Origin of the sequence: Microcystis sp. M165S2 (assembly GCF_020245885.1) — a bacterium.
Taxonomy (GTDB): domain Bacteria; phylum Cyanobacteriota; class Cyanobacteriia; order Cyanobacteriales; family Microcystaceae; genus Microcystis.
Genome location: NZ_JADBTZ010000414.1, coordinates 1 through 4,176, shown reverse-complemented (window position 1 = coordinate 4,176; position 4,176 = coordinate 1). Strand labels below are relative to the sequence as shown.

3 protein-coding genes are annotated in these 4,176 nt (G+C 41.3%); 2 read left to right on the top strand and 1 reads right to left on the bottom strand.

What is annotated here, in order from left to right; all coding sequences use genetic code 11:
- Window positions 1-365 precede the first annotated feature (365 nt).
- The gene (locus tag IM479_RS20490) at window positions 366-992 is read left to right on the top strand and encodes a TetR/AcrR family transcriptional regulator (protein ID WP_287684209.1); all 627 of its coding nucleotides are present in this window, start codon (window positions 366-368) and stop codon (window positions 990-992) included.
- A gap of 295 nt (window positions 993-1,287) precedes the next feature.
- Window positions 1,288-3,366, top strand: a complete 2,079-nt coding sequence (locus IM479_RS20485; protein ID WP_287684208.1) for a serine/threonine-protein kinase — start codon at window positions 1,288-1,290, stop codon at window positions 3,364-3,366.
- 178 nt (window positions 3,367-3,544) lie between these two features.
- On the opposite strand, the gene IM479_RS20480 is transcribed toward IM479_RS20485, so the two are convergent.
- The gene (locus IM479_RS20480) at window positions 3,545-3,880 is read right to left on the bottom strand and encodes a PIN domain-containing protein (protein ID WP_287684207.1); all 336 of its coding nucleotides are present in this window, start codon (window positions 3,878-3,880) and stop codon (window positions 3,545-3,547) included.
- Window positions 3,881-4,176: the final 296 nt, after the last annotated feature.

The following is a 4,176-nucleotide window of genomic DNA, read 5'->3' as shown; positions in this document are numbered from 1 at the left end:
CTGAAAACGGACGGGTCGAAAGTGTCAGACTTAAGCAATTAAGCGTTTTTCGCTATCTGCGTCAACCCCATTGACGCGACCACCCTAAAAAAGTGGCGTGGTGAGGAATCGCCGTCCGTTTTACGGCGGCGAGGATGTCAACGCCCTGCACTGACGATGTTTTTCAGCAGTCCAGAGTAAGGTTTGATTGATACGGGAGTAAGTGTCAAGGTTATCTTGTCTGGGAACTTAGCCGATTGTCAAGCGGCTGCTCTCGTTGTTGAAGGCCAAGTTACCCCAATTACTCAAAATTTTATGAAGCATTTGCGTAAACACCTAACTTGATAGATGACAATGGCTCTATCCCGTTCTAGCTGTCAATAATTATGCAAAGTCTTTTTCAACGTTCCCTAACTCAGACCAATTCTGGGGAAGAAGATACCCGTAGTCGTATTCTACAGGCCGCTTTACGTTTATTTGCCGCTAAGGGTTATGAAGGAACCACGACCAAAGACCTAGCAGGAAAGGCAAATGTGGCAGAAGGAACTTTATTTCGTTATTTTCCCAACAAAAAGGCGATTTTAATTGAAGTGGCCACTAGGGGATGGGTGGATATTCTCACCGACTTGCTGACGGAATTGAGCGAAATGGGCAGTTATAAAGCGGTAGCGCAGGTGATGCGACGTAGGGTGTTGAGAATGCGAGAAAATAGCGATTTATTGCGAGTTTGTTTTATAGAGGCGCAATTTCACCCGGAATTAAAAGACCGAATTCAATCGGAGGTAATTGCTAAAATGACCGATGTGGCCGAGGCTTTTTTTCAAACAGCGATCGATCATGGTATCTATCGTCCCATGAATCCGAAAATTGTGGCCCAAGTTTTTCTAGGAATGTTCGCAATTGCCGGTTTTTCCACTGAAACTATTTTAGATGCCAATGCTTCCCCCCTTGCATTACAGGAAATGGCCGAAGGTATTGCCGAAATTTTTCTGAATGGAGTGTTAGTTAAGTAGGCCGGCAAAATTAATTTTCTAGTCGAGACTCCGAGACAGCTAATCTAAGGATAGGCGGTTAAAATGCGTTTTAGCTTACTTAAGTAGCTGGTTATAATTAAATTAAAAATGGATTTTAGGTTCGATCCCCCCTGCCCCCCTTGATAAGGGGGGTGCCGATAGGCGGGGGGATCCCCCTTAATAAAGGGGGCATCTGATAATTTTTAACGCCTACTTACTTATGATAAAATGCCTTCAAAGACAGGTCAAGGGAAAACTTGCAATTATTCACCCGATAAAATAACTGGTAGCCGAGATGAAAACCTGTTACTGCATTAATCCCGATTGTTCTCAACCGGAGCATCCGAGTAATAATAACTCGAATACTCGTTACTGTCAAAGTTGCGGCTCTCAATTGTTGTTAAATGGTCAATATAGGGTAAGTCGGTTATTGAGTGATACGACTGGTTTTGGGGTTGTTTATGAGGCTTTTGAGGGTTTTACGGCCAAAATCCTCAAGGTATTACAAGAAAAATGGAATAATGAACCGAAAGCAGTGGAATTATTTAAACGGGAATATGACGTTTTATTAGAGTTAAGTCGTCAAAATGTGACCGGTGTTCCTCGAGGGGATGCCTATTTTCAATATTCCACGAGAGAGGGGAAAATATTACACTGTTTAGTCATGGAAAAAGTGGAGGGGATTAATTTAGAACAGTGGCTAAAGCAGTATGATAATTTAAGTCAAAAACGAGCCTTAAAATGGCTGAGAGAAATTACTTTAATTCTCGATAAAATTCATCAACAAAACTGGCTGCATCGTGATATTAAACCCCCTAATATTATGCTGCGGAATAGTGGCGAGTTGGTGTTAATTGATTTTGGCACAGCAAGGGAAGAAACCCAAACCTATCATCAAAAGGTAAAAGGTCAACAAGTAACAGGTATTACCTCAGCGGGATATACACCCAATGAACAACAACATGGCCAAGCAGTGATTCAATCAGATTTTCATGCTTTAGGACGAACTTTTGTACATTTATTAACCAGAAAACATCCTTTAGAAATTTATGATCCGGTTAATGATGTTTTATCTTGGCGAGAAGAAACGGAAAATATTCACCCATTATTGTTGGATTTTATTGAGGAGTTAATGGAAAAATTGCCCGAGAATAGACCAGCTAATACTAGGGTTATTTTACAGCGTTTGGATGAGATTGAACGGCAGTTAAAGTTACCTCCTACACCAGCACCAAATCCGCAGCCTGTTGTAACTAAAAAACAATCGCCAGTTATTCCTAAGATTAATCCTTCTCCGCCAGTTTCACCTGTAGCTGTACCCAAAAAAACACCAGCACAACCGGTTAAAAATAATAATCTGAGAAACAGAATGATAGCTCTTGGTAGCATTTTGTTATTAGGAATAGGAATAACGCAAGTTTACGGTTATTTTAAATATAAGCAGTTTCCCGCCGGTCTTCAATTATTGATCTCTAATTTTCCTAGTGGTAGTTTTCTCGAGAAAACCCTTACTGGTCATTCTGACTCGGTTTTATCAGCAGCATATAGTTCCGATAGCCGCTATTTAGCTAGTGGGAGTGGTGACAATACTATCAAAATTTGGGAGGTGGCAAAGGGAAAAGAATTGCGTACCCTTACTGGTCATTCTAGCGGGGTTTATTCAGTAGTATATAGTCCCGATGGTCGCTATTTAGCTAGTGGGAGTGGTGACAATACTATCAAAATTTGGGAGGTGGCAAAGGAAAAAGAATTGCGTACCCTTACTGGTCATTCTAGCAGGAGTTTGTCAGTGGTATATAGTCCCGATAGTCGCTATTTAGCTAGTGGGAGTATTGACAATACTATCAAAATTTGGGAGGTAGCAACGGGAAAAGAATTGCGTACCCTTACTGGTCATTTTAGCGGGGTTTACTCAGTAGTATATAGTCCGGATGGTCGCTATTTAGCTAGTGCGAGTGCTGACAATACTATCAAAATTTGGGAGGTAGCAACAGGAAAAGAATTGCGTACTCTTACTGGTCATTCTGACTCTGTTTGGTCAGTAGCATACAGTCCTGATGGCCGCTATTTAGCTAGTGGGAATTATGACAATACTATCAAAATTTGGGAGGTAGCAACGGGAAAAGAATTGCGTACCCTTACTGGTCATTCCAACTCGGTTCCATCAGTAGCATATAGTCCCGATGGCCGCTATTTAGCCAGTGGGAGTTGGGACGATACTATCAAAATTTGGGAGGTAGCAACGGGAAGAGAATTGCGTACCCTTACTGGTCATTCTAGCGGGTTTTGGTCAGTGGTATATAGTCCCGATGGCCGCTATTTAGCTAGTGGGAGTGGTGACAGAACTATCAAAATTTGGCGGGTGGGACAGTAAACTTGTGTTGGGGGTGACAGCAATAACTTTTGTCTATCAAAAATGAGCGACACTTGCGGGAAACCCAACTGCACCGATGTCTTTAAAAATGTTGGGTTTTAGCTCAAATTTTTGAATCGAGCAGTTTTCTCCTAAGTATTAAAGCGCTCAACCCAACCGAAAAGCTTGATCTCAGCTACTAGGACGATAACTGCGACTGAAGAAAACTGTAACCACGATCAAATCGGGGAATCATCCTACAGTTGAATTGATTCAGTTCTTCAACAATATCAGGACTATCAAAGTCTTTTGAGTTTCGATTCAAAAAACACGCCTGCTGTGGCTGATAACGTCGTAAATGATGAAGTACCGAGGCATAGACAAGAGCATCTTGTGGCGTTAAATCATATATCGTTTCATAAGATGCTGCTTCGATTAAAATATCAGCAGTAAGTGCCACAATTTCTCCTACCTTGAGGAGGCGTTCTCGATATTTATTAAAACGATGTCGTTCTTCTTCATTGCTTTGCACCATTAAACTAGCAATATCTTGAATACTCTTGATCCGACTTGCATAAGAAGCTGTGCGTGAAAGTTGACGTAACTCAGTATCTAGTAACTGTTGAAGTTCCCGACGACTCTTTGCTTGACGAGTCAGTTTTTCGTGAGGTTCAGCTAGACTATATGCTGGAATAATTAGGGTCTGCTGAAAAAGTTATTGAAAAGCACAGGTCTCTTAATCAATGATTTCACTTAGCTACAAGCATAAGCTTTAGTTGTTGATTAGCTTCTAAGCTATAACTTATTGTCATCATTGACCGAGAAAAAGTG

Excerpts from the sequence above, each read along its gene's own strand:
- IM479_RS20490 (WP_287684209.1), top strand. The coding sequence starts at position 366 with ATGCAAAGTCTTTTTCAACGTTCCCTAACTCAGACCAATTCTGGGGAA.
- IM479_RS20485 (WP_287684208.1), top strand. The coding sequence starts at position 1,288 with ATGAAAACCTGTTACTGCATTAATCCCGATTGTTCTCAACCGGAGCAT.
- IM479_RS20480 (WP_287684207.1), bottom strand. The coding sequence starts at position 3,880 with ATGGTGCAAAGCAATGAAGAAGAACGACATCGTTTTAATAAATATCGA.